The sequence below is a fragment of the Pseudomonas sp. WS 5011 genome (genome assembly GCF_012985775.1).
Taxonomy (GTDB): domain Bacteria; phylum Pseudomonadota; class Gammaproteobacteria; order Pseudomonadales; family Pseudomonadaceae; genus Aquipseudomonas; species Aquipseudomonas peli.
The window spans coordinates 58369-83097 of sequence record NZ_JAAQXA010000007.1 but is presented as its reverse complement, the minus strand read 5'-3'; the positions used below and the strand labels follow the sequence as shown (position 1 = coordinate 83097).

General features: G+C 60.5%; 25 protein-coding genes. 19 read left to right on the top strand and 6 right to left on the bottom strand.

Features of this window, described 5'->3' with window-relative positions; all coding sequences use genetic code 11:
• Positions 1–61 precede the first annotated feature (61 nt).
• From HBN63_RS09845 to torT, 7 genes are all read left to right on the top strand, one after another.
• Positions 62–1312, top strand: a complete 1251-nt coding sequence (locus tag HBN63_RS09845) for a sarcosine oxidase subunit beta family protein (protein WP_170049286.1) — start codon at positions 62–64, stop codon at positions 1310–1312.
• A 12-nt stretch (positions 1313–1324) separates the two neighbouring features.
• Positions 1325–1651 carry a sarcosine oxidase subunit delta gene (locus tag HBN63_RS09840; protein ID WP_170049285.1) on the top strand — a complete coding sequence of 109 codons (327 nt, stop codon included), beginning with the start codon at positions 1325–1327 and terminating at the stop codon, positions 1649–1651.
• Entirely contained in the window at positions 1648–4668 is a 3021-nt protein-coding gene (locus HBN63_RS09835; RefSeq protein ID WP_170049284.1) for a sarcosine oxidase subunit alpha, read from the top strand. Before HBN63_RS09840 ends, HBN63_RS09835 begins: the two co-directional genes overlap by 4 nt.
• Positions 4661–5293 carry a sarcosine oxidase subunit gamma family protein gene (soxG, locus tag HBN63_RS09830; protein ID WP_170049283.1) on the top strand — a complete coding sequence of 211 codons (633 nt, stop codon included), beginning with the start codon at positions 4661–4663 and terminating at the stop codon, positions 5291–5293. The genes HBN63_RS09835 and soxG overlap by 8 nt, the downstream gene beginning before the upstream one ends.
• 151 nt (positions 5294–5444) lie before the next feature.
• Positions 5445–6308 carry a formyltetrahydrofolate deformylase gene (purU, locus tag HBN63_RS09825; RefSeq protein WP_170049282.1) on the top strand — a complete coding sequence of 288 codons (864 nt, stop codon included), beginning with the start codon at positions 5445–5447 and terminating at the stop codon, positions 6306–6308.
• A gap of 171 nt (positions 6309–6479) precedes the next feature.
• Positions 6480–7679: a formaldehyde dehydrogenase, glutathione-independent gene (gene fdhA / locus HBN63_RS09820; protein WP_167146726.1), complete on the top strand. Its 1200-nt coding sequence runs from the start codon at positions 6480–6482 to the stop codon at positions 7677–7679.
• Between the two features lie 134 nt (positions 7680–7813).
• Positions 7814–8845, top strand: coding sequence for a TMAO reductase system periplasmic protein TorT (gene torT, locus HBN63_RS09815; protein WP_170049281.1), 1032 nt, complete (start codon positions 7814–7816; stop codon positions 8843–8845).
• 7 nt (positions 8846–8852) lie between these two features.
• On the opposite strand, the gene HBN63_RS09810 is transcribed toward torT, so the two are convergent.
• The gene (locus HBN63_RS09810) at positions 8853–9758 is read right to left on the bottom strand and encodes an acyltransferase (RefSeq protein ID WP_170049280.1); all 906 of its coding nucleotides are present in this window, start codon (positions 9756–9758) and stop codon (positions 8853–8855) included.
• Between the two features lie 181 nt (positions 9759–9939).
• Between HBN63_RS09810 and HBN63_RS09805 the strand changes: the two genes are divergently transcribed.
• From HBN63_RS09805 to HBN63_RS09780, 6 genes are all read left to right on the top strand, one after another.
• Positions 9940–11166, top strand: a complete 1227-nt coding sequence (locus HBN63_RS09805; RefSeq protein ID WP_170049279.1) for an HD-GYP domain-containing protein — start codon at positions 9940–9942, stop codon at positions 11164–11166.
• A gap of 173 nt (positions 11167–11339) precedes the next feature.
• Positions 11340–13370, top strand: a complete 2031-nt coding sequence (locus HBN63_RS09800) for a methyl-accepting chemotaxis protein (protein WP_170049278.1) — start codon at positions 11340–11342, stop codon at positions 13368–13370.
• A 114-nt stretch (positions 13371–13484) separates the two neighbouring features.
• Entirely contained in the window at positions 13485–14171 is a 687-nt protein-coding gene (gene creB / locus HBN63_RS09795) for a two-component system response regulator CreB (protein ID WP_170049277.1), read from the top strand.
• The gene (gene creC, locus HBN63_RS09790; RefSeq protein ID WP_170049276.1) at positions 14171–15604 is read left to right on the top strand and encodes a two-component system sensor histidine kinase CreC; all 1434 of its coding nucleotides are present in this window, start codon (positions 14171–14173) and stop codon (positions 15602–15604) included. The genes creB and creC overlap by 1 nt, the downstream gene beginning before the upstream one ends.
• Positions 15605–15749: 145 nt before the next feature.
• Positions 15750–16187, top strand: a complete 438-nt coding sequence (locus HBN63_RS09785) for a CBS domain-containing protein (protein WP_170049275.1) — start codon at positions 15750–15752, stop codon at positions 16185–16187.
• 25 nt (positions 16188–16212) lie between these two features.
• The gene (locus tag HBN63_RS09780) at positions 16213–16659 is read left to right on the top strand and encodes a GNAT family N-acetyltransferase (RefSeq protein ID WP_170049274.1); all 447 of its coding nucleotides are present in this window, start codon (positions 16213–16215) and stop codon (positions 16657–16659) included.
• Here HBN63_RS09780 and HBN63_RS09775 read toward each other — a convergent pair.
• Positions 16656–17165, bottom strand: coding sequence for a DinB family protein (locus HBN63_RS09775; protein WP_170049273.1), 510 nt, complete (start codon positions 17163–17165; stop codon positions 16656–16658). The genes HBN63_RS09780 and HBN63_RS09775 overlap by 4 nt on opposite strands.
• A 127-nt stretch (positions 17166–17292) precedes the next feature.
• Between HBN63_RS09775 and HBN63_RS09770 the strand changes: the two genes are divergently transcribed.
• Entirely contained in the window at positions 17293–17445 is a 153-nt protein-coding gene (locus tag HBN63_RS09770) for a DUF3096 domain-containing protein (RefSeq protein WP_167146758.1), read from the top strand.
• A 38-nt stretch (positions 17446–17483) separates the two neighbouring features.
• On the opposite strand, the gene HBN63_RS09765 is transcribed toward HBN63_RS09770, so the two are convergent.
• From HBN63_RS09765 to HBN63_RS09750, 4 genes are all read right to left on the bottom strand, one after another.
• Positions 17484–17825, bottom strand: a complete 342-nt coding sequence (locus HBN63_RS09765; RefSeq protein WP_170049272.1) for a DUF2834 domain-containing protein — start codon at positions 17823–17825, stop codon at positions 17484–17486.
• 43 nt (positions 17826–17868) lie between these two features.
• Positions 17869–18705 carry an alpha/beta hydrolase gene (locus HBN63_RS09760; RefSeq protein ID WP_170049271.1) on the bottom strand — a complete coding sequence of 279 codons (837 nt, stop codon included), beginning with the start codon at positions 18703–18705 and terminating at the stop codon, positions 17869–17871.
• Between the two features lie 71 nt (positions 18706–18776).
• On the bottom strand, positions 18777–19247 hold the full coding sequence (locus HBN63_RS09755; protein WP_170049270.1) for an OsmC family protein: 471 nt from the start codon (positions 19245–19247) through the stop codon (positions 18777–18779).
• 31 nt (positions 19248–19278) lie between these two features.
• Positions 19279–19719 (bottom strand): DUF2628 domain-containing protein, encoded by a 441-nt coding sequence (locus HBN63_RS09750; RefSeq protein ID WP_170049269.1) that lies wholly within the window; start codon positions 19717–19719, stop codon positions 19279–19281.
• A 175-nt stretch (positions 19720–19894) separates the two neighbouring features.
• Here HBN63_RS09750 and creD point away from each other — a divergent pair, with 175 nt between their 5' ends.
• The 5 genes from creD to HBN63_RS09725 all read left to right on the top strand — a co-directional run bounded on the left by creD (position 19895) and on the right by HBN63_RS09725 (position 24715).
• Positions 19895–21253, top strand: a complete 1359-nt coding sequence (creD, locus tag HBN63_RS09745; RefSeq protein ID WP_170049268.1) for a cell envelope integrity protein CreD — start codon at positions 19895–19897, stop codon at positions 21251–21253.
• 55 nt (positions 21254–21308) lie between these two features.
• Positions 21309–21614 (top strand): hypothetical protein, encoded by a 306-nt coding sequence (locus HBN63_RS09740; protein WP_262498929.1) that lies wholly within the window; start codon positions 21309–21311, stop codon positions 21612–21614.
• A 402-nt stretch (positions 21615–22016) separates the two neighbouring features.
• Complete coding sequence (locus HBN63_RS09735) at positions 22017–22277, top strand: DUF4212 domain-containing protein (protein ID WP_160089562.1); 261 nt, start codon at positions 22017–22019, stop codon at positions 22275–22277.
• Positions 22278–22280: 3 nt separating this feature from the next.
• Positions 22281–24050 (top strand): sodium:solute symporter family protein, encoded by a 1770-nt coding sequence (locus HBN63_RS09730; protein ID WP_170049267.1) that lies wholly within the window; start codon positions 22281–22283, stop codon positions 24048–24050.
• 158 nt (positions 24051–24208) lie between these two features.
• Positions 24209–24715, top strand: a complete 507-nt coding sequence (locus tag HBN63_RS09725) for a hypothetical protein (protein ID WP_170049266.1) — start codon at positions 24209–24211, stop codon at positions 24713–24715.
• The last annotated feature ends 14 nt before the right edge of the window (positions 24716–24729 follow it).

The following is a 24729-nucleotide window of genomic DNA, read 5'->3' as shown; positions in this document are numbered from 1 at the left end:
CGGTTCGGTAACTGCCGCGCCTGGCGACAAGGTTCCAGCTTTCCGTTTCAGGAGCACCTTTATGCAACGTTATTCCGGCTTCGGCCTGTTCAAGCACGCTTTCAGCCACCACGAAAACTGGCAGCGCATGTGGCGCAACCCAACGCCCAAGCCGGTGTACGACGTGATCATCGTCGGCGGTGGCGGCCACGGTCTGGCGACCGCCTATTACCTGGCGAAAGAGTTCGGCGTAAAGAACGTCGCGGTGATCGAGAAGGGCTGGCTGGGCGGCGGCAACACCGCTCGCAACACCACCATCGTGCGTTCCAACTACCTGTGGGATGAGTCGGCGCACCTGTATGAGCATGCGATGAAGCTGTGGGAAGGCCTGTCCCAGGATCTCAACTACAACGTCATGTTCAGCCAGCGCGGCGTCTACAACCTCTGCCATACCCTGCAGGACATGCGCGACTCCGAGCGCCGCGTCAGCGCCAACCGCCTCAACGGTGTGGATGGCGAACTGCTGGATGCCAAGCAGGTGGCCGAAGAGATTCCGTACCTGGATTGCAGCAAGAACACCCGCTACCCGGTGATGGGTTCCACCGTGCAACGGCGTGGCGGTGTTGCTCGCCACGACGCCGTGGCCTGGGGCTATGCGCGCGCCGCCGATGCCTTGGGCGTCGATCTGTTGCAGCAAACTGAAGTGATCGGTTTCCGTAAGGAAAACGGCGTGTGCATCGGCGTGGAAACCAACAAGGGCTTTATCGGCGGCAAGCGCGTGGGCGTGGTCACTGCCGGTAACTCCGGGCACATGGCTGGCCTGGCCGGTTTCCGCCTGCCGCTGGAATCCCATCCGCTGCAGGCGCTGGTGTCCGAGCCGATCAAACCGATCATCGACAGCGTGATCATGTCCAACGCCGTGCACGGTTATATCAGCCAGTCAGACAAAGGCGACCTGGTTATTGGCGCGGGTATCGACGGCTACAACGGCTACGGTCAGCGCGGCTCCTACGGCACCATCGAACACACCCTGCAGGCCATCGTCGAGATGTTCCCGGTGCTCTCGCGGGTGCGCATGAACCGCCAGTGGGGCGGCATCGTCGATACCTCGCCGGACGCCTGCCCGATCATTTCCAAGACCCCGGTACCCAACCTGTTCTTCAACTGCGGGTGGGGCACCGGCGGCTTCAAGGCCACGCCGGGTTCGGGCCACGTGTTCGCTGCGAGCCTGGCCAAGGGTGAAATGCACCCGCTGGCCAAACCGTTCTCCATGGACCGTTTCCACACCGGCGCACTGATCGACGAGCACGGCGCTGCTGCCGTGGCTCACTAAGAGGGCTTACCCATGTTGCATATCTTCTGCCCTCACTGCGGCGAGTTGCGCTCCGAAGAGGAATTCCACGCCAAGGGCCAGGCGCATATTCCGCGCCCGCTGGACCCGACCGCCTGCACCGATGCCGAGTGGGGCGAATACCTGTTCTTCCGTGATAACCCGCGCGGCATCCACCACGAGTTGTGGGTGCATTCCGCCGGCTGCCGCAAGTACTTCAACGCCACCCGTCACACGGTGACCTACGAAATTCTCGAAACCTACAAGATCGGCGAGAAGCCCAGCGTCACTGCTGCCGGCACTGCCGAGAAAAAGGCCATCGACCAAGGAGTAACGGCATGAGCCAGGTCAATCGTCTTGCTAGCGGCGGCCGCGTTGATCGCAGCCAGCCTTTGACATTCAGCTTCAACGGGCAGAGCTATCAAGGCTTTGCCGGCGACACCCTGGCAGCCGCCTTGCTGGCCAATGGTGTGGATATCGTCGGGCGCAGCTTCAAGTACTCGCGGCCGCGCGGCATCGTTGCCGCCGGCGCCGAAGAGCCGAACGCGGTGTTGCAGATCGGCAGCACCGAAGCGGCGCAGATCCCCAACGTGCGCGCCACCCAGCAGGCGCTGTATGCCGGCTTGGTCGCCAGCAGCACCAATGGCTGGCCGAGCGTCAACACCGACCTGATGGGCATTCTCGGCAAGGTCGGCGGCAAGATGATGCCGCCGGGGTTCTACTACAAAACCTTTATGTACCCGCAGAACCTCTGGCTGACCTACGAGAAATACATCCGCAAGGCCGCCGGTCTTGGCCGTGCGCCGACTGCCGTGGACCCGGATAGCTACGACTACATGAACCAGCACTGCGACGTGCTGGTGGTCGGCGCCGGCCCGGCGGGTCTGGCCGCAGCCTTGGCGGCTGCGCGCAGCGGTGCACGGGTAATCCTGGCTGACGAGCAGGAAGAGTTCGGCGGCAGCCTGCTCAGCACCCGCGAAACCCTCGACGGCAAACCGGCCGCCGACTGGGCCGCGCAGGTGATTACCGAGCTGTCTGGCATGCCTGAAGTGACTCTGCTGCCGCGTTCCACGGTCAACGGTTACCACGACCACAACTTCCTCACCATTCACCAGCGCCTGACCGATCACCTTGGTGAAATTGCGCCACTCGGTATGGTTCGTCAGCGCATGCACCGCGTGCGTGCCACGCGTGTGGTGCTGGCCACCGGTGCCCACGAGCGGCCGCTGGTTTACGCCAACAACGACGTGCCGGGCAATATGCTCGCCGATGCGGTGTCCACCTACGTGCGCCGTTATGGTGTGGCCCCGGGCAAGCAGCTGGTGCTGTCGACCAACAACGATTACGCCTACCGCGTGGTGCTCGACTGGCTTGACGCCGGCTTGCAGGTGGTGGCGGTGGCCGATGCCCGCAGCAACCCACGCGGCAGCTGGGTGGAAGAGGCTCGCAGCCGTGGTGTGCGTATTCTCACCGGCAGTGCCGTGGTGGAAGCCGCTGGCAGCAAGCGGGTTACCGCTGCGCGCATCTGCGCCATCGATGTACAGAGCCATAAGGTCATCAGCCCGGGCGAAGTGCTCGACTGCGATTTGATCGTCAGCTCCGGCGGTTACAGCCCGGTGGTGCACCTGGCCTCGCACCTGGGCGGCCGGCCGACCTGGCGTGAAGATATTCTGGCCTTTGTGCCAGGCGAGGGTGGCTTCCAGAAGCGCCTGTGCGCGGGTGCGGTCAATGGCGTGTTCGGCCTGGGTGATGCTCTGGCCGATGGTTTCGAGGCGGGTGTATCGGCAGCTGCCGAAGCCGGTTTCAAGGCGGTTTCCGCCAGCCTGCCGCAGGTTGCCGTGCGCATGGAAGAACCGTCCCTGGCGCTGTTCCAAGTGCCGCACGACAAGCCGACGGCGCGTGCGCCCAAGCAGTTTGTTGACCTGCAGAATGACGTCACCGCCGCTGGTATCGAGCTGGCCACCCGCGAGGGCTTCGAGTCGGTCGAGCACGTCAAGCGCTACACCGCGCTGGGCTTCGGCACTGATCAGGGCAAGCTGGGCAATATCAACGGTCTGGCAATTGCCGCCCGTTCGCTGGGCATCAGCATCCCGCAGATGGGCACCACCATGTTCCGCCCGAACTACACTCCGGTGACCTTCGGCGCGGTGGCCGGTCGTCACTGTGGCGCACTGTTCGAGCCCAAGCGTTACACCGCTATGCAAAGCTGGCACCTGCAAAACGGTGCCGAGTTCGAGGACGTGGGTCAGTGGAAGCGCCCGTGGTACTTCCCCAAAGCCGGTGAAGATCTGCATGCCGCCGTAGCCCGCGAGTGCCTGGCCGTGCGTAACGCAGTCGGCATTTTGGACGCCTCGACGCTGGGCAAGATCGATATTCAAGGCCCGGATGCCCGCGAGTTTCTCAACCGCGTGTACAGCAACGCCTGGACCAAACTGGATGTGGGCAAGGCGCGCTACGGTCTGATGTGCAAGGAAGACGGCATGGTCTTCGACGACGGTGTGACCGCCTGCCTGGCCGACAACCATTTTCTGATGACCACCACCACCGGCGGCGCCGCACGGGTGATGGAGTGGTTGGAAATCTACCACCAGACCGAGTGGCCGGAGCTGAAGGTGTACTTCACCTCGGTTACCGACCACTGGGCAACCATGACCCTGTCCGGCCCCAACAGCCGCAAGCTGCTGGCCGAGGTCACCGACATCGACCTGGACAAGGACGCCTTCCCGTTTATGACGTGGAAGGAAGGCCAGGTTGGCGGTGTGCCTGCGCGGGTGTTCCGCATCTCTTTCACCGGTGAGCTGAGCTACGAAGTCAACGTGCAGGCCGACTACGCCCTGGGTGTGTGGGAAAAGATCATCGAAGCCGGTAAGAAGCACGGTCTGACGCCTTACGGCACCGAGACCATGCACGTACTGCGTGCTGAGAAGGGCTTCATCATCGTCGGTCAGGACACCGACGGTTCGGTCACCCCAGACGACCTCAACATGGGCTGGTGCGTAGGGCGAACCAAACCGTTCTCGTGGATCGGCTGGCGCGGCATGAACCGCGAAGACAGCCTGCGCGAAGACCGCAAGCAGCTGGTCGGGCTCAAACCCGTCGACCCCAACAAGGTGCTGCCGGAAGGCGCGCAACTGGTGTTCGACCCGAAACAGACCGTCCCGATGCAGATGGTCGGCCACGTCACCTCCAGCTACATGAGCGCGGCGCTGGGCTATTCCTTCGCCATGGGTGTGGTCAAGGGCGGCCTCAAACGCATGGGTGAGCGGGTGTTCGCACCGCTGGCCGATGGCAGCCTGATCGAAGCCGAAATCGTCAGCTCCGTGTTCTATGACCCGAAAGGGGATCGCCAGAATGTCTAATTTGATCAACGTTTATCAGCAACGCCCGGCTGCGGCACATGCCGAATCGCCACTGTTCCATGCCGGCCTTGAACAGCTGGCGGGTAAAGGCTCGGCCAGTGCCGGGGTGACGGTGCGCGAGAAGAAGCTGCTCGGGCACCTGACCCTGCGTGGCGATGGCAAAGACCCGGCGTTTGCCGGCGGCGTACACAAGGCCCTGGGCCTGGAACTGCCCGTGGCACTGACCCTGGTGGCGGCCGGCGACACCTCGCTGCAATGGCTGGCCCCCGATGAATGGCTGCTGATTGTGCCGAGCGGCAGCGAGTTCGCGGTCGAGCAGAAGCTGCGCGAAGCGCTGGATGGCCAGCACATCTCGATCGTCAACGTCAGCGGCGGGCAGACCCTGCTGGAGTTGACTGGGCCGAAGGTGCGCGAAGTGCTGATGAAGTCCACCAGCTACGACGTGCACCCAAGCAACTTCCCGGTGGGCAAGGCCGTGGGCACCCACTTCGCCAAGTCGCAGTTGGTGATCCGCCACACTGCCGAAGACACCTGGGAGCTGCTGATCCGCCGCAGCTTCTCCGATTACTTCTGGCTGTGGCTGCAAGACGCCAGCGCCGAGTACGGCTTGGCGATCAAAGCCTGAGGCTGATACGAACGGCTCCCTCTCCCCTATGGGGAAAGGGTTGGGGAGAGGGGAAGGGCTGATAGCGTTGTACCGGCGGCCCTCTCCCCCGGCCCCTCTCCCATAAATGGGAGAGGGGTGCAAAGCAGCGGAGTTTGTTCTGGAGTTTGTTATGAGCCGCACCCCCGATACCTGGATTCTCACCGCCCACTGCCCGAGCGTGCTCGGCACGGTGGATGCGGTGACGCGCTTTCTGTTCGAGCAGCGCTGCTACGTCACCGAGCACCATTCCTTCGATGATCGCCTGTCGTCGCGCTTCTTTATCCGCGTGGAATTCCGCCAGCCGGATGACTTCGATGAACAGGCCTTTCGCGCCGGTTTGAACGATCGCTTGAGCGCCTTCGGCATGCAGGTCGAACTGACCCCGCCGGGTTACCGCGCCAAGGTGGTGCTGATGGTCAGCAAGGCCGACCATTGCCTGAACGACCTGCTCTATCGCCAGCGTATCGGCCACCTGGCCATGGACGTGGTGGCGGTTGTGTCTAACCATCCAGACCTGGAACCGCTGGCGCGCTGGCACGACATCCCCTACTACCACTTCCCGCTCGACCCGAAAGACAAGCCGGCGCAGGAGCGCAAGGTGCTACAGGTGATCGAGGACAGCGGCGCCGAATTGGTGGTGCTTGCCCGCTATATGCAGGTGCTCTCACCTGAGCTGTGCCGCCAGCTGGATGGCTGGGCAATCAATATCCACCACTCGCTGCTGCCCGGTTTCAAGGGTGCCAAGCCCTATCACCAGGCCTATGAGAAGGGCGTCAAGCTGGTCGGCGCCACTGCCCACTACATCAACAACGACCTCGACGAAGGGCCGATCATCGCCCAGGGCGTGGAGTCGGTGGACCATGCCCACTACCCCGAAGACCTGATCGCCAAGGGCCGCGATATCGAGTGCCAGACCCTGGCCAAGGCCATCGGCTATCACCTTGAACGCCGCGTCTTCCTCAATGACGGCCGTACGGTGGTGCTGCACGCCTGAACCAATTTACGGCCCGTCGGGTGCGCCGCGCGCACCACGGGTATACCGAATCATCGGTGTGCATCGCGCATGCTCTGCCGGAGTCCGGCAACAGACGAATAACGCTCCAGTGCAAGGCCGCGTGGCCGCAGGTCGCGCCTTTGTATCAACAACAAGAAAGGAGAAGTACGTATGTCTGGTAATCGTGGCGTCGTCTATCTCGGCGCTGGCAAGGTCGAAGTGCAGAAAATCGACTATCCGAAAATGCAGGACCCGCGCGGTCGCAAGATCGAGCACGCAGTGATCCTGCGCGTGGTCTCCACCAACATCTGTGGCTCCGACCAGCACATGGTGCGCGGCCGTACCACGGCGCAAACCGGCCTGGTACTGGGCCACGAAATCACCGGTGAGGTGATCGAGAAGGGCCGCGACGTGGAGAACCTGAAAATTGGTGATCTGGTCTCGGTGCCGTTTAACGTCGCCTGCGGCCGCTGCCGTTCGTGCAAAGAGCAACACACAGGCGTGTGCCTGTCGGTCAACCCGGCGCGTGCCGGCGGTGCCTACGGCTATGTCGACATGGGTGACTGGACCGGAGGCCAGGCCGAATACGCCATGGTGCCGTACGCCGACTTCAACCTGCTGAAACTGCCGGACCGCGACAAGGCCATGGAGAAAATCCGCGACCTGACCTGCCTCTCCGACATCCTGCCCACCGGCTACCACGGCGCTGTGACGGCGGGTGTTGGCCCAGGCAGCACCGTGTATATCGCCGGCGCTGGCCCGGTTGGTTTGGCCGCAGCCGCTTCGGCGCGTTTGCTGGGTGCGGCGGTGGTAATCGTCGGCGACGTGAACCCAGTGCGTCTGGCCCATGCCAAGGCGGTCGGTTTCGAGATTGCTGACCTGTCCAAAGACACCCCGCTGCACGAACAGATCGCTGCGTTATTGGGCGAACCGGAAGTCGATTGTGCGGTGGATGCGGTGGGCTTCGAGGCGCGCGGCCATGGTCACGCAGGCGTGCAGCATGAAGCGCCGGCCACAGTGCTCAACTCGCTGATGGGCGTGGTACGGGTCGCCGGTAAGATCGGCATTCCCGGCCTGTATGTCACCGAAGATCCGGGTGCGGTCGATGCAGCGGCGAAGATCGGGTCCTTAAGCATCCGCTTCGGCCTCGGCTGGGCCAAATCCCACAGCTTCCACACTGGTCAGACCCCGGTGATGAAGTACAACCGCCAGTTGATGCAGGCGATCATGTGGGATCGCATCAATATCGCTGAAGTGGTCGGCGTGCAGGTGATCAGCCTGGACGACGCGCCACGCGGTTACGGCGAGTTCGATGCCGGTGTGCCGAAGAAATTTGTCATCGATCCGCACAAGCTGTTCAGCGCCGCTTGATCAATATCTGCGCCTCGGCGGGTACTCAAGTGCCCGCCTTCAGCGCAGTATTGCGCCCTCGTTAGACCCGTAAAATTGGCTACAGTAAGTGCACGGCACGGCTGCTCAGTGCGCACTTTCCAGGGCCGGAGTTCATGCGGGTAATCGTTTTAACCCTCTGTTTGTTGTGCACGTCAGGCCTGGTCTCGGCTGCTGACTGGTTCCCTGTGTCCGTGCAGGCGGATGGCCAGGTACAGCCCTACCAACCCTTGACGCAAGCGGCCAAGCCCTGGCGCATCTGTGCGCTCTTGCCCCATGGTAAGGATCGCTATTGGTGGGGCGTGGCCTGGGGGTTGGATGAAGAGGCCACCCGACAGGGCGTTCGCCTTGGCATCTATGAAGCCGGTGGCTATGAAAATCCTCAGGTGCAGGCCCAGCAGCTGGAACAATGCCGGCTACAAAATGCTGATGCCTACATCATCGCCGCGATCAACGCCCAGGCCCTCTGCGGGGCTATCGCCACGCTGGTCGAGCAGGGTAAACCGGTGATTGATCTGGTGAACGGCAGTGATTGCCCGGGGTTGAGTGCCAATTCGAGCGTGGACTTTGCCGACATGCTCAAGGCTGCGCTGGGTTACATCGAGCAGCATCGTCCTGCTGGGTCGTTCAGCCTTGGCTGGTTACCTGGGCCGCAGGGCGCGGGTTGGGTCGAGGATCTTGAGCGGTCGCTGCGCGAGGCCGAGCAGGCAGGTCGTATGCGCGTGGAGCATGGCGGCTATGCCCCGGTCGATCGCGCCAGCCAGGCGCAGCTGGTGCGCGGGCTGCTGAAAACGCATCCGCACCTCGATTACCTGCTGGGTAACGCCGAAGCTGCCGGGTTTGCCGCCCAGCTGGTGCAGACCTCCGGGCAAAACTACCGGGCGCAGGTACTGGCGACCTACACCACCGAACGGATTATCGAGCAGATTCGCGACGGCTTTATTGTTGCTGCGCCCACGGATTCACCGGTGATACAGGCGCGCATCGCTGTCGATCTGGCGGTCCGGGTGCTGGAAGATCAGCCGCATGCCCAGCAGGTCAGCCCGATGATCCAGATGCTCGATCAGGCTAGCTTGCCGCAGTTCGACATCAGCCGCCTGATGCCACCGCCGGAACATTGGATGATTCGCCGCGACCTGCCGCAGTAGGCCAACGCTAGCCGTGTGTTGGCGTGCTCAGCTCAGCGCGAATCTGTGCTATTCGCGCATCCTTGTCTTCCCAGAGTGTGTTCACCCAGTTCTGCACAAACTGGCGGAAGTTCGGATCATTTTCGTAGTCGCCCTGCCACAGCGTCGGGTCCAGCTCGCGGGTCTGGATATCGACGATCACCTTGTCCACCTGCCCGCTGATCAGCGCCCAGAAACCTGGAATGCGCGCGCCGGGGTAGACCAGGGTCACGTCCAGCACCGTATCAAGCTGCTCACCCAGCGCCGCCAGCACAAAAGCCACGCCGCCGGCCTTGGGCTTGAGCAAGTACTGGAAGGGCGAACCCTGTTGCGCCTGCTTGGCCGGGGTGAAACGAGTGCCTTCGAGGTAGTTGACCACGGTCACCGGCAGGTCCTTGAACTTTTCGCAGGCCTGCTTGGTGATTTCCAGGTCCTTGCCCTGCATATGCGGGTGCTTGGCGAGAAACGCTTTGGAATAGCGCTTCATAAAGGGGTAGTCCAATGCCCAGAACGCCAGGCCGAGGAAGGGTACCCAGATCAGTTCCTGCTTGAGGAAGAACTTGAAGTACGGGGTCTTGCGGTTGAAGGCCTGCACCAGTGCTGGAATATCCACCCACGACTGATGGTTACTGATAACCAGGTAGGAGGTGCTTGGGCGCAGGTAAGCGCTGCCGCGAATATCCCAGCGCACGGGCAGTAGGGCGGCAAAGATCAGCTTATTGATTTCCGCCCAGGTTTCCGCCACCCACATCACTCCGCGCGAGCTTGCAGTCTTAAGTGCTTTGCCCGGCAGGACGAACTTGCCGAGGGCTATCAGCAGCAGCGGGCTGATCAGAATCAGCGTGTTTAAAAGCAGCAGAAAAATGACGCTCAGACCGGTCAACAAACGGCGCATGACAGCTCCTTAGGGTGCGCTTGAGCGGCAATGATAAGCAGTCGTGTCAAGGCTTCCAAGCCACTGATCTGCGACCGATGTCCTATGGCCATTAGTTGTTCCAAGTCCGCATAATGCTGGCTATTGTTCATCTAGTATTGTCTGACAATAACCGGATTATTTTTCTGTTCGAGTGCCATCCATGTTGAAGTGCATCGCTGTGACCGACGTGCGAGTCGGTATGTATATCCACGAGTTCTGTGGCGCATGGATGGACCACCCCTTCTGGAAATCCAAGTTCCTTCTCAATTCTGAAAAAGACCTGCAGCGTATCAAGGCCAGCAGCATCGGTGAGCTGTGGATTGATGTCAGCAAGGGATTGGATGTCGAGGTTGGCACCGTCAGTGTCAGTCCTGAAGAGGTTGCCGCCGAAGCCGAGGCCGCACTCTTGGCTGCGGTACAGACCCCACCAGTCAATCTGGCGGTGTCGATGGAGGATGAGTTGCAGCGCGCGGCCAAGCTCTGCGAGCGTTCCAAAGCTGCTGTGGTTAGCATGTTTGGTGACGCGCGCATGGGCCAGGCCTTGCAGTTTGAACAGGCCGGGGAGTTGGTTGAGGAAATTTCCGATTCGATCATGCGTCATCCCAATGCGCTGATCAGCCTGGCGCGGCTGAAAAACGCCGACGAATACACCTACATGCATTCGGTTGCGGTCTGCGCGCTGATGATTGCTTTGGCTCGCAACCTGGGGCTCAACGAGGCCCAGGTGCGTGAGGCTGGGTTGGCCGGGCTGCTGCATGACATCGGCAAGATGGCGATCCCCAATGAGGTGCTGAACAAACCCGGTAAGCTCACTGACAATGAATTCGCCACCGTGCGCGATCATCCTGAAGCCGGTTCGCGCATGCTGATTGCCAGCAAGCAGGTCAGCGCGCTGGTGCTGGATGTGTGCTTGCACCACCACGAAAAAGTCGACGGCAGCGGTTATCCGCACCGCCTGGCCGGTGAGCAAATCAGCTTGTATGCGCGCATGGGCGCGGTGTGCGATGTGTATGACGCCATCACGTCTGATCGCCCCTACAAGCGTGGCTGGGACCCAGCCGAATCCATCCGCAAGATGGCCGAATGGAAAGGCCATTTTGACCCTGTAGTGTTCCAGGCCTTTGTCAAAACCGTGGGTATTTACCCCGTGGGTTCGCTGGTGCGGCTGGAAAGCGGGCGTATTGGCGTGGTGCTGGAGCAGCAAGCCAAATCCTTGCTTGCACCGCGGGTGAGGGTGTTCTTTTCGGCCCGCTCGAAAACCCCAATCCCGCAGGAAACCCTCGACCTCAGCAAGTTGGTCGGTCGCGACAAGATTGTTGGCCGGGAGTCTGCTGAGGAGTGGGGCTTTCGTAATGTCGAGGAACTCTGGAGCGGCATTTCCAGGTAGTGCCTTGGGTGCCATGGCTCGCGTGTCGAGCGGATAACGGGTCGTGGCCCGGTCACTCAACTATGCTCATTACCTATGACTGTCCGCAGGCTCGCGGCTTGGGCGTACTTCTTGCTTGAAGTTTCGCTTTGGCGCGCCCCTGTAGTTGGCGTGCTCAACAGGTTGAGGTGTGTATGACTGGAGTACTCAAACCAGGTGTGCGGCTGCTGGAGCGTTTCAGCTTCGCGCGCAAGTTTCAGCTGGTGTTTGTCTTGTTCGCGATGCCACTGGTTTTTGCCTTGTGGGTGATCAGCAGTAATTACCAGGAGCGGCTCACCTCCATTGCCAATGAGGTAGAGGGCATCAATGCACTGCAGGGCATGGCTGGCGTGCAGCAGGCGTTGATTGAGCAGCGCACGTTGCTGTCGCGCTGGAAGGGCACTGAGAAAGCCGCCGAAGCGCTGCTGCGTGAGCATGCCAGCGGCCTTGAGCCCGCCTTGCAAGCCTTGGAGCAGCCGCTTCAGTCAGAGCTGCTGAGTGATCAGTCCCGTCAGCATTTGCAGAGCCTTAGAACCGGCCAGGCCGAACTGAGTATCGATGTGCTGGGTAAACTGGCCCTGCCCGATGCGCTTGAGCGTTACCAAAAGAACCTGCTGAGCCTGCTTGCCCTGCGCGAGCAGGTGGCCACCGACAGTGGGTTGATCCTTGACCCGCAGCTCGACACGTACCTGATGATGGAGCAGCTGACCTACACCTTGCCGCGCCTGCTCGAGCAGCTTGGCAGCTTCACCAGTCAAGGTTATGGCGCGGTGGTGTCGCAGCACTTCACGTTACAGAGCCGCGTACTGATCCGCGACCTACGCCGTAGCCTGGATGAATCACGCAGTCAGCTGCTGAAGGCACAGGCCACGCTCACCCTTGAGGCGCCGCATGCCATGCGCCAGCTGCAGGGGCCTTATGATGAGGCACTGAAGGGTTATGAAGCCTTTCTCGCGGGCATCGATCGCGACATGTTTGAAGCCAGCCCGATGGCCTTGACCCCGGATCAATTTGTGCAGCGCGCGGATGCTCTTCAGGGCCAACTGCTGAAGCTGCAAGCGGCGTTGTATCAGCAGTTTGTTGCCAGTTTGGGTGATTATCGGAGCAAGGCGCTGAGCGCCATGGCTCAAGCCATTGGCGTGTTCAGCGTTCTGACATTGCTGGCGCTGTATGTGTTGTTCTGCCTTAACGCGTCGATCCGGCGCAGCACTGCTGGGATCATTCAGGCCGCTGAAGGCTTGCGCGATGGTGATCTGCGTGTGCGCATGCAAGTGCATGGCGAGGATGACCTGGCGAATATCGCCCAGGCCCTGAATACCGCCGTTGGCCAGTTGCGCGATTCCATGCTGGGGGTCAATCAACAGAGTCAGCAATTGGGCGGCACCGTGCAACTGCTCAACGGCGAGGCGCGTAATGCCCTGGTGTCAGTGGAGCAGCAGCAGGCACAGATGAGCCAGATTGCGGCGGCCGCCACTGAAATGGCTGCCACCGCGCAAAGCGTTGCGCAAAGCTGCGAGCAGGCGGCGGTAGAAGCCAGCCAGACCCGCGAGATCGCTAACCAGAGCAACCAGCGCAGCACGCGCACCAGCCAGAGCATGCGCCAGCTAAGCAGCCGCCTCGGTGACAGTGCCACCACGTTGCAACAGCTGCGAGAGCAGACGGCGCAAATCACCCGGGTTGTGGATGTGATCAAGGGCATCGCTGAGCAGACCAACCTGCTCGCGCTTAATGCGGCCATCGAAGCGGCGCGCGCTGGCGATCAGGGCCGCGGCTTTGCCGTGGTCGCCGATGAGGTGCGTAGCCTGTCGCAGCGTACGCAGAACTCCACTGCGGAAATCGCCGACACGGTGGCCAACCTGCACCGCGTGGTCGGCCAGTCGGTCACCCAGATGGAAGACGCCGTGCGCCAGGCCGAAGGCGATGTCGGTAGTGTGCTGGCCATGGGCGAAGACCTGAATGCCATCGTCGAATCGGTGCAGCTGGTGACGGATCGCCTTGCGCAAATCGCCACTGCAGCCGAGCAGCAGGCGGCGACTGCCGATGAAGTCAGCGGCAATATCCAGCAGGTCGATCATGCCGCCAGCGCCTTGCTTGAAGGTGCGCAAGCTGTCAGCAACGCCGCCGAACAACTGCGTCAGGGGAGTCAGGCGTTGGCGCAGAACACTGCGCGCTTCAAGCTGGATTAAGGCCAGTCGGCGCAGGGCGGACAACGCGCAGCTTGTCCGCCGGCTGCGTCCGATCTTGACGCTATCGGCTGCCTGCCGCAGGCTCCCCGCCGAGTTGCCACGAGCAGGACGCCCATGCCGCATATTCTGATTGTCGAAGACGAAGCCGCGATCGCCGACACCTTGATCTTCGCCCTGCAAAGCGAAGGCTTCACCACCACCTGGCTGAGCCTGGCCGAGCAGGCTCTGGCCGAACAGCAGCGCAGCCCGGCGGACCTGCTGATTCTCGATGTCGGCCTGCCGGATATCAGTGGCTTCGAAGCCTGCAAGCGCCTGCGGCGGTTTTCCGAGGTGCCGGTGATTTTTCTTACCGCGCGCAGCGAGGAAATCGATCGTGTGGTCGGTCTGGAAATCGGTGCCGACGATTACGTGGTCAAACCCTTCAGTCCGCGTGAAGTGGCCGCGCGGGTCAAGGCCATCCTCAAACGCATAGGGCCGCGTGAAGCCCCTGCCACCAGCCCGGCCAGCGCTCCGTTCCAGCTGGATATCGAGCGGGTGCAGATCCACTATCACGGCCAGTTGCTGAGCCTGACCCGCCACGAATTCCGTTTGCTGCAAAGCCTGCTGGCGCAACCCGAGCGGGTGTTCTCCCGCGAGCAGTTGCTCGACGGCCTAGGCGTGGCCGCCGATGTCGGCTACGAGCGCACCATCGACAGCCATATCAAAAGCCTGCGCGCCAAGCTGCGCCAGGTGGCCGCTGCGGCCGAGCCGATCCAGACTCATCGCGGCCTGGGTTACAGCTACTCGCCGAGGCACGCCTGATGCCGTTGGGGATACGCATCTTTTTGGTGTACTTCCTGTTTGTCGGACTGGCGGGCTGGTTTGTGCTGAGCACGGTGATGGACGAAATCCGCCCCGGCGTGCGCCAGAGCACTGAAGAAACTCTGGTCGATACCGCCAACCTGCTGGCCGAGATTTTGCGTGATGAGGTCAAGGCCGGTCGACTGCAACAAAGCCGCCTGCCCGCCTTGTTGCAAGCCTATGGTCAACGTCAACCGCAGGCGCAAATCTGGGGCGTGGAGAAAACCCAGGTCAACCACCGCATCTATGTCACCGACGCCAAGGGCATTGTCTTGCTCGACTCCACAGGCGCGGCGGTGGGCCAGGATTACTCGCGCTGGAACGATGTGCTGCGCACCCTGCGCGGCGAGTACGGCGCGCGCTCGACCAAGGAAGACCCGAACGATCCCGACTCTTCGGTGATGTACGTCGCTGCGCCGATCATGGACGGCGCGCAGATTATCGGCGTGGTCTCGGTGGCCAAGCCCAATCGCACGCTGCAGCCCTATATCGAACGCTCCGAGCAGCGTCTGGCCTGGCTCGGCGGCGGGCTGATCGTGCTTGGTCTGCTGATCGGCGCGCTGCTGTCCTGGTGGCTCAGTGGCGCTTTGCGCAAGCTGACCCGCTACGCCCAGGCGGTCAGCGCCGGGCAACGTGCCGAACTGCCCAGCGTGCGCGGCGGTGAGCTGGCGCAACTGGCCGAAGCCATCGAGCGCATGCGTACCGAGCTGGAAGGCAAGGCCTATGTCGAACGCTACGTGCACACCCTGACCCACGAGCTGAAAAGCCCCCTGGCAGCGATTCGTGGCGCGGCGGAGTTGCTCGATGGTGAAATGCCTGCGCCACAGCGACAGCGCTTTGTCGCCAATATCGATCAGGAAAGCGCGCGCATGCAGCAGCTGATCGAGCGCCTGCTGCACCTGGCCCAGGTCGAGCAGCGCCAGGGCCTGGAGGAACAGGTCGCGGTGCCGTTGCAAGCGCTGGTAGATTCGCTGTTGCAGGCGCAGATGGCGCGTATCGAAGCCGCCGGCCTGCAGATTGAAAACCATATTGGCGCTGAATTAAGCGCGAGTGGTGAGGCCTTTCTGCTGCGTCAGGCGCTGGCCAATCTGCTGGATAACGCGTTGGACTTCACCCCGCCCGTTGGGCTGATCCGCTTTAGCGCAGAGGCCCGTGCCGGGCAGATCGAGCTGCACCTGTTCAACCAGGGCGAGGCGATTCCCGATTACGCCTTAGTGCGCCTGAGCGAGCGGTTCTATTCCCTGCCGCGCCCCGGCAGCGGGCGCAAGAGCACCGGTTTGGGGCTCAACTTTGTCGAGGAAGTGATGCAGTTGCATGGCGGTGCGCTGCACATCGGTAATGTCGAGGGCGGTGTTGAGGTGCGGGTGCGTCTGCCGTTGTTTCCTGGCAACTGAGGCGCGGCTTGGCACCGACCTTGCTGGTTTGCAATGGTTGCGCTGAGCCCACACAGGTGCTCTGATCAGGTCATCGGGTTGGCCAGCAATCACCGGCCAGCGAACTATCCTCAATGCCAATAAGAAACAGAGCAGGAGCCGCTGCATGAAAACAGTTGCCGAGATTCTTCGCGCCAAGCCCCAGGCCGCCGTGTACAGCGTTACGCCCAGCACTTCGGTGCTGGATGCCATCAAACTGATGGCCGAGAAAGGCATTGGCGCATTGGTGGTGTTGGATGAGAAAGGCCGCCTGGCTGGCATCGTCAGTGAACGTGACTATGCGCGCAAAGTAGCGCTGCTGGAACGCTCCGCATTCGGTGCGATGATCAGCGAAATTATGACAGCAGATGTCATAACCGTCGGTCTGCGCGACACCTCACAGCATTGTATGCAGCTGATGACCGACCGCCATTTGCGCCACTTACCTGTGCTGGCGGAGGGTGAATTGATCGGCCTGTTGTCGATTGGTGACCTGGTCAAACACACCATCGCCGAACAGGCGAGCCTGATCCAGCAACTGGAACAGTACATTCGCGGCGAGTAAAGCCGCGCGTAACAGGGATAGGTTGATGGACATCCGTAGTGTCGGGGCTAGTGAGCTGGATGCGTTGCTCGCTTTGTATGAGCATTTACATCCCGAGGATCAACCGCTGCCCGCGCGCGATCAGATTGAAGCGGTGTGGCAGGCGATAATCGCCAACCCAGCGCATCACTGTTTTGGCCTGTACCTCGAGGCGCAGCTGGTGGCCAGCTGCAGCATCAACCTGGTGGCCAACCTGACGCGCGGCTGTCGGCCCTTTGCCCTGATCGAAAACGTGGTGACCCATAGCGAGCATCGCGGGTGTGGCTACGGTCAAGCGTTGCTCGCTTACGCTAAAGCGTTTGCCTGGGACCAGGGTTGCTACAAGGTCATGCTGATGACCAGCAGCAAGGACCCAGCCACCCTGCGCTTCTATGAGACCGCAGGGTTTGATCGGCATGACAAGCAAGCCTTTATTGCCAAGCCTCCGGCTTAGCTCACTGCGCGACGCTGCGGCTGATCCTCATGCAGAAAGCGCGTGTAGATATCCCGCGGCGGCGCCAGTTGCAGCTGCGCCATGATTCGGCCGACTGCGCCACGGTGGTAGCCGCCGTGGGTGACGATATGCGCGAGCATCTCCTCGCGGCTCATGCAGCCGGTATCGCCATCAACAAACGTGAAGCTCAGGCGCTCGGCCAACTGTTCGGCGCTCAGTCCCGCGACATAGTCCAAATACCAGCGATCTGTCTCCTGCACTGCCTGCTGCAATGCTGCCAGCGTGGGCGTATTCGCTGTGTTGGTGGCGCTGTAACTATGGTGGATGCCTTGCAGGTTGGCGACAAATATACGCTCGACCACATAGATGTGATTGAGGATGCGCAGGGCGGCGTGCAGCTCGCTGTGTTGGGTGAGCGGATCAAGTCGCTGCAGCTCAGCAAAGAGTTCCTGATTGGCCCAGGCCTTGTACTGCAGCAATGAGGTTAACAAGCTGGCGTTGCTCATAAAGGGCCTTCAATACGCGGGTTGTTTAACTGAGTGTTGGATGGGTTACGGCCCAGTGGGTGGATAGTGCTGTGCGCTTTGGTTGTGGCGCGCATACTGGCCTTTCAAGAATCCTCAGGTGACGACGATGACCCTTGCCCTTACTCCACTGATTTCGCTGATCGCCGGCATTCTGATTTTGGTGATGCCGCGCCTGCTGAACTACATCGTGGCGATTTATCTGATCGTGATTGGCCTGGTTGGCATCTTCGGCACTGGCAATTTCAATCTGAACTTCTAAGCGTTTGGCAGCCCGGTTCTTCGGGCTGCCCCGTCCAGTCAAGCTGTAGTCGAGGCCCTATCCTGTGGCGCTTTGCTCGCTGTATCGAGCGCCTTGAGCACCAGATACAGCAACGGTCCGATTGAGACAAACAGCGCAGTCAGGGCAAAGAATGGCAGCAGGTAGGCCAGCGACTTGCCCCGTTCGCGGCCGTCGCGGTACATCCAGATGCAGGCCAGCGCCGCGAGGATATACAGGTCGATCACCACCTGGGCGGTGTCGGGGCTGGACATCAACTGGATGCCAAATTGCAGCAGCGATTGCTCTGCATGCAGCATCACGTACAAGGTGTAGGTGCTGAAGGCCAGCAGGGTGATCAGCGGCAGTGCGAGCTTTTTCATGGTGCCATCCTTGGGTAGTTATAAATCGAGGGAGTTTGCGCTATCAGCCTGACGCGCGGGTTGCTGAACTGTTCAGCTGCACCGTCGCCATCACGGCTTGAGCGTTCTCCAGCAGGCAGCCGTAGTGCGCTTGTTCGGCGCAGCGGATCACCGCATTGGCATTGCGCAGATGCTCCTGCAGGTAAATGGACATGGCAATGGGCGCCCAGTTATCGGCGTCGCCATGCCACAGGTTGACTGCCGCCGTGACGTTATCCAGCTCTGCAGCCCAGGGCTCGACGTAGAGGTTTACGTCACGCTGATAGCTGCTAGTGCCATGTCTGAAACACGCGCGCTGAATGTCTGCCAGCCAGGCCTGGGTGTCGGCTTGATGCAGTAATTCGGCGTCGTTGCCGCCAGCGCCGTTGAACAGCAACTTCAGCAGCAGGCGCGGGCTGACTTTCGCCAGCAGCGCCTGATACCAGGCAAAGGCCCGAAAAAGCCTTGGATAGTGCTGCGCCCACAGGAAGGTATAACGGCCTGCGCCCATGCCGACGCTATTGCTGGGGATTTCCAGCGGTGCGGCGGCCGATAGCAGATAGACCTCAGCCACTTGCTCACCCAGCAGTGCGGCTACACGCAGCGCCAGGCAGGCACCGATGGAAAAACCAAGCAGGCGAATCGGCTGACCAGCGGCGCGATCACTGATCTGTTGCGCCAGGTGTTGCAGATAAGCCGCGCTGCCGAGTTCGCCGGGCAGATTGCGCTCCACCACCAGCAGCTTGATGCCGTGCGCCAAGGCAGCCTGATGCAGCATCGCCGCCTCAACCGCTGCGCCCGGTACGCCATGGAAGTAGAACAGTGGCTGTCCATCGGGGCAGCCGTATGCAGTTGGGGTCACGCCCTATCTCCCGCTAGCAGCTGTTACGTTAATCCGCATCGTGTTCAGTCATCGATACGGGCGGTTGGTTGTCACTCAATAAAACGTGGCTCGCAGCGCACCTCAGATTTCACCGAGTTGGCAATAAAGCACTCTTCATGGGCCTGGTGGTGCATCTGCTCAATCTGTTCGCGGCTGGGTAGGCGCTCACCAGAGAAACTGACCGCAGGACGCAGAGTCACCTGGGCGATAAACAGCTTGCCGGCGGCATTCTCCTGCATCAGCCCGCTGGCGCAGTCGTGGTAGTCATCAACGCAGAAACGACACTTGGCGGCGATGGAGAGGAACCAGAGCATATGACAGCTGGCAAGCGAGGCGACGAAGGCTTCCTCGGGGTCGACGGCGCTTGCATCCGACATGGGCAGCGGAACTACATGCGGTGAGGACGAACCGGCGACCTCCTGACCTCCATCAAAACGCAGCAGATGCTTGCGGCTGTAGCGGTTACCAAGAAAGTCCTGCTCACCGCGTTGCCAGATCACCTCAGCGACATACTCCGTCACGTCATTCTCCTGATGCTGTTGAGTTAGGCGCTTACCACCAGCCGTTATTGTTCAGCAGCATCTTCTTGTAGTAATCGATATTGGCGCGCGTGGCGAATACCGCGCTGATACCGTAGCCCAGTGCGTTGGCGATTTTGCTGTAGCCGAGATAGTCCAGGCCGATGCCGAGGATGATCACTACCGCTGCGCAGACGACGAACAGCGCTAAACCCTTTTTCCACATGCCCTTGATGGCGTAGTAGATCGGCCCGAAGAAGAACGCCAGAAAGTTGAAGCTGAAAGCCTTGCGCCGCTCCTCGGCGGGCAGCTGCTTGAACCTGGGCATCTTGATGCCGCCGGCATGGTGGATCGCGCTAAAGCGCTGCTTCCATTTATCCGAGATGGGTAGGGCTGCAATCTGCTCGTCGGACACCAGGGATTCTGCCTCGGCGACGCTGGTTTGCGGGGTAGCGTAGGGGTTGTGCTGGGTCATGGCCGTTCATCCTTAAGTGGCGTTCAGCGGCACGCTACGCATTTCCCGGATGACTGTCTATTGGCCGGCTTGGTGTCTGCTCCGCATCTCCACACACTCTCCATCTGCCCTCCATAAAGCCACCATTTGCGCCACCCAGACTCTGCCTACCTAAACCGTATCGGAGAGTTGCACCATGAGCCGCATTCTGGGTTTCAAGCTGGGCGCCATTGCCCTGCTGATTTTGTTATTGCTGATCCCGCTGTCGATGATTGGCGGGCTGGTGAGCGAGCGGCAGTATCAACGTGCCGAGGTGCTGCAAGACATCGCGCGCAGCTCCAGCTACCGCCAGCAGCTGACCGGGCCGATTCTGGTAATGCCTTACACCAAGGTGTGGAACCAGTGGAAAACCCACGCCAAGACCGGCGAGCGTTACCTGGAAGAGCAGAAGATCCGTGGCCGGTTGTACTTCCTGCCAGAGCGCTTTGTGCTCAATGGCCAGGTCACTACCGAGGAGCGTGCGCGCGGCATCTATAAAGCGCTGCTGTACCGCAGCGATAACCAGATCAGTGGCGCCTTTAAGCTACCGGCGCGTCTGGGGTTGGGTGATGAGCTGGGTTTGTACCAGTTTGACCGGCCGTTCCTCTCGGTCGGTATCAGCGATGTCCGCGGCATCAGCAATGACCTGCAACTGCGCTTCAACGGCATGAGCCTGAGCTTCGCCCCGGGTAGCGCTGAAGAGCGCTTCGGTGCAGGTGTGCATGCGCCGCTGCCGCTGCTGGATACCCAGGGTGGGCAAGTGCTGGAGTTCGCCTTCAACCTCAAACTGCAGGGTACCGAGCAGCTGAGCATCACCCCGGTGGGGCGTGACAGTCGGGTTGAGCTGACCTCCGGCTGGCCGCACCCGAGCTTTGTCGGGGAATACCTGCCGAGCAGCCGTGAGGTTTCGGCTGCCGGATTCAAAGCGCACTGGCAGACCAGTTTCTTCGCCACCAACCTGGAAGAAGCATTGGCTGATTGCGTGCAAGGCGACAGCTGCAATGCGCTGACTGCGCGCAACTTCGGTGTGAGCTTTGTCGACCCGGTGGACCAGTACCTGAAGACCGAACGGGCGATCAAATATGCGCTGCTGTTTATCGGCCTGACCTTCGCCGTGTTCTTCCTCTTTGAAGTGCTCAAACGCATGGCCGTACACCCGGTGCAATACGCCTTGGTGGGCATGTCGCTGGCGCTGTTCTACCTGCTGCTGCTGTCGCTGTCCGAGCACCTGAGTTTTGCCTTGGCCTACGGCATTGCCGCGACCGCCTGTGTGCTGCTGATTGGTTTCTACGTCAGTTACGTGCTGCACAGCGCCCTGCGCGGAGTGGGCTTTGGTGCGTTGCTGGCGCTGCTCTACGGCATGTTGTTCGGCCTGCTTGGGGCTGAGGACTACGCCTTGCTGATGGGCTCGGTGCTGGTGTTCGGTGTGCTCGCCGGGGTGATGGTGCTGACCCGCAAACTCGACTGGTACGGCGTCGGTCGCCTGCCACTGGCCAGCCCTGTCAGCGATCGCTAAGACCTTGCGGCGCAGGTTCCGCTTGCGCCGCTTTTTACCTGCTTGGGAGTTGAACATGATGCGTTTATTGATGCAGTTCTCTGCTTGTTTCGCTCTGGGGTTGGCGGTGGCCTTTATGGTGCTGCTGGGCCTGATGTTCTGCGGTCAGTTTGACCTGATCAAGGGACTGCAGTTGACCGGACAACCCCTGGCGCAATTGAGCCTGGTGCTATTGCCAGAAGCCTTCTGGAAGAGCCTGACTGGCTTGGCAAACGCCCCACAGAACCTTGAAGTGCAGTCCTTTCTTAGCCTGTGCACTGCGCTGGGCCAGGTGGGGCTGCTGCTGGCGTTTGGCTTCTTTCGTCTGTGGTATGTGCGATGAGCGGGCATATCAGGCTGCGCGAAGAGTCGCGCGCCGGGCATTTGCTGGCACAGCGTATTGCCCGGTTGTTTACCTACGCGGTGTGTCAGTCGCCTAAGCGTATGTCGAGTGCGCCGGCTACGCTTGGCGCTAAGCCGGCGCGGCCTGAGTAACGGCGAGTGGAAGTTGGCCGGGCAGGGCTTAAACGGAGGCTGTTACAAGGACGCAATCGTGATGATGCTCGGTTCACGGGTTAGCGCCGACTTCGGTGCTTTTTTATGCGTGCTTAACGGTTTGTTATTACTGGATAAAAAACAGTACTCAAGGCGTTGTTAAGCAGCTAATACCAATGTCTATCTGTCGGCCCTAGTGGCCTGCTGCTAGCTTGAAGGTGCATGAGAATAACAATAACCGGAGGAGTTTATGACTTCTGATCAAGCTAACGCTGCAGCGTACTGGAAGGCGAATGTTCGGCTGATTACCTGGAGCCTGATTGTCTGGGCCCTGGTGTCTTACGGCTTCGCCATACTTCTTCGACCGATGCTGGCAGGTATTTCTGTCGGCGGTACCGACCTTGGCTTCTGGTTCGCCCAGCAAGGTTCGATCATCACCTTTATCGGGATCATTTTCTTCTACGCCTGGAAAATGAACAAACTCGATAAACAATTCGGTGTCGAGGAATAATCCATGAGCCAGTTTGTAATCAATATGCTGTTTGTGGGCGCGTCCTTCGCGCTCTACTTCGGCATCGCTATTTGGGCACGTGCCGGCTCAACCAAAGAGTTCTATGTCGCCGGCGGTGGTGTTCACCCCGTGACCAACGGTATGGCAACTGCAGCTGACTGGATGTCTGCAGCTTCGTTTATTTCCATGGCGGGCCTGATCGCTGCCGGTGGTTATGCCAACTCAACTTTCCTGATGGGCTGGACCGGTGGCTATGTGCTGCTGGCCATGCTGCTGGCGCCGTACCTGCGCAAATTCGGCAAGTTCACTGTGCCGGATTTCATCGGTGATCGCTTCTATAGCAACGGTGCACGTCTGGCGGCAGTGGTCTGCCTGATCATCATCTGCGTCACCTACGTGATCGGTCAGATGGCTGGTGCTGGCGTGGCGTTCTCGCGCTTCCTAGAAGTGAGCAACTCCACCGGTATCTGGATCGCTGCTGGTGTGGTGTTCTGTTACGCGGTATTCGGCGGGATGAAGGGTATTACCTATACCCAGGTTGCTCAGTACGTTGTACTGATCATCGCCTACACCATTCCTGCGGTATTCATCTCCCTGCAACTGACGGGCAATCCGATTCCGATGTTCGGCATGTTCAGCGAGCACACTGAGTCAGGCGTGCCGCTGCTGCAGAAACTCAATGAAGTCGTAGCGGGTCTGGGCTTTACCGATTACACCGCAGATGTCACCAACAAGCTGAACATGGTGCTGTTCACCATGTCGCTGATGATTGGTACGGCCGGTCTGCCGCACGTAATCATTCGCTTCTTCACCGTGCCGAAAGTCGCTGACGCACGTTGGTCGGCTGGCTGGACCCTGATCTTTATCGCTCTGCTGTACCTCACCGCTCCGGCTGTGGCGTCCATGGCACGTTTGAACCTGATGACCACCATTTATCCGCAGGGTGTCGAAGCGCCAGCACTGGCGTATGAAGAGCGTCCTGAGTGGGTGAAGAACTGGGAAAAAACCGGTTTGATCACCTGGGAAGACAAGAACAGCGATGGTCGTGTTCAGCTGTATAACGATGCAGCTCCAGCCTTCACCCCAACTGCTGAAACCCGCGGCTGGAAAGGCAACGAGCTGACCGTTAACAACGACATTCTGGTACTAGCTAACCCGGAAATCGCCAACCTGCCGGGTTGGGTTATTGGCCTGATTGCAGCGGGTGCCATTGCCGCTGCGTTGTCGACGGCTGCCGGTCTGTTGCTGGCTATTTCCTCAGCCGTGAGTCATGACCTAATCAAGACGCTGATAAATCCGAAGATCAGCGAGAAGGGGGAAATGCGCGCTGCACGGATATCCATGGCTATCGCCATCCTGTTGGCCACCTGGCTGGGGCTCAATCCGCCCGGCTTTGCGGCGCAGGTGGTGGCGCTGGCTTTCGGTATAGCCGCGGCCACGCTGTTCCCAGCGCTGATGATGGGGATCTTCTCCAAGCGGGTAAACGACAAGGGCGCGATTGCCGGCATGCTGGTAGGCCTGGTGTTCACCGTCGTGTACATCTTCCTGTACCTGGGTTGGTTCTTCATCCCTGGCACTGCGACCTTCGCCAACACCCCAGATAACTGGATGTTCGGCATCTCGCCGCTGTCCATTGGTACCGTGGGTGCACTGATCAACTTCGCGGTTGCCTACGCCGTGTCGCTTGCGACCGAAGCGCCGCCGAAGGAGATTCAGGAACTGGTAGAAAGCGTACGTACTCCCAAAGGTGCTGGTGGCGCATTGAGCCACTGAGCATAATCCCCCCGGATCATGTTTGATCAGGGTCTTACCAGCGGGCCTCCTTAGGAGGCCCGTTTTATTTCCAGCTATCCGTGACGCACACCTTCTTGCGCGTCGAGGCACAGCGTTATCAACTGCGCCAGGCAGTTTTTATTATCGGGAGTCAGTACATGTTGTGGACAATACTTGCCATCGTGGTGTCAGGGCTGGGTGCGGCTGGTATTGCCATGCTGCTGCGCAAACTGACGCGCAATCGCTTGCCGAAGTGGATCATCCCGGCGTTTGGCGGTTTGGGCATGCTGAGCTACCAGATTTACTACGAGTACTCCTGGTTCGAGCACCAGCTGCAGCGTCAGCCTGCGGAGTCGGTGCTGGTAGCCAGCGAAAACGGCGAGGTGTTCTGGCGGCCCTGGACGTTTTACTGGCCGATGACCACGGCGTTTACCGTACTCGACAGCAAAAGCGTGCAGCGCCAGGAAACCGAGGGTGGCGTGATCAGCGCCTTTAACCTGTACCGCTTTGAAAAGCAGCATATCGACCATGTCAGCCATCAGGCGCATCTGCTCAATTGCAGCACGGCAGAACTGTTGCCCTTGGACGCAGAGAAAAAGCCGCTGCTGGATCAGTTGAAGGTCGTCGCTAAAGAGGATGCGCTCTACCGGCAGGTCTGCCAGTAGCAGGTCGCAGCATC